General features: G+C 72.0%; 1 protein-coding gene. It reads right to left on the reverse strand.

Translation table 11 applies throughout. From position 1 onward, the window contains the following. On the reverse strand, window positions 1-425 hold a 425-nt coding region (locus DT057_RS35230; RefSeq protein WP_128566588.1), incomplete at both ends, for a transglutaminase-like cysteine peptidase.

The raw sequence follows: 425 nt of genomic DNA on the forward strand, positions 1-425 counted from the left end.
GCGTCCTGGGCCTCGCGCTTGATGAAGGTGTAGCCGGTCCGGTGCCAGGGCAGGACGGCGCTGGTCTTGTTGTCGAGCACGAGGTCGCCGCGGTCGGTGCGCAGCATCAGGACGGCGTGGCCCTCGCCCTTCTCGTCGATCACCACGGTCATGCGCATCGCCCGGCGCGGCAGCCCGGCCTGGGCCAGGAGCTTGCGCTTGAGCAGCTGGTAGTCCTCGCAGTCGCCGGCGCCGTCCTCGGCCAGGTCCCAGCGGTCCGGCACGCCCCAGTGCTCCTGGTCGGTGACGGCGCGCAGGGCGGCGTTGACCGAGCGGTTGATGCCGCCGATCGTCTGCCAGAGCCGCGGCGTCAGCGTCACCTGCGCCGGCTCCGAGGGATCGAGCGCGCATTCCGACGCGTAGCGCTGGCAGAACTCGACCCAGGC

The sequence above is a fragment of the Methylobacterium crusticola genome (assembly GCF_003574465.1).
Classification (GTDB): Bacteria; Pseudomonadota; Alphaproteobacteria; order Rhizobiales; family Beijerinckiaceae; genus Methylobacterium; species Methylobacterium crusticola.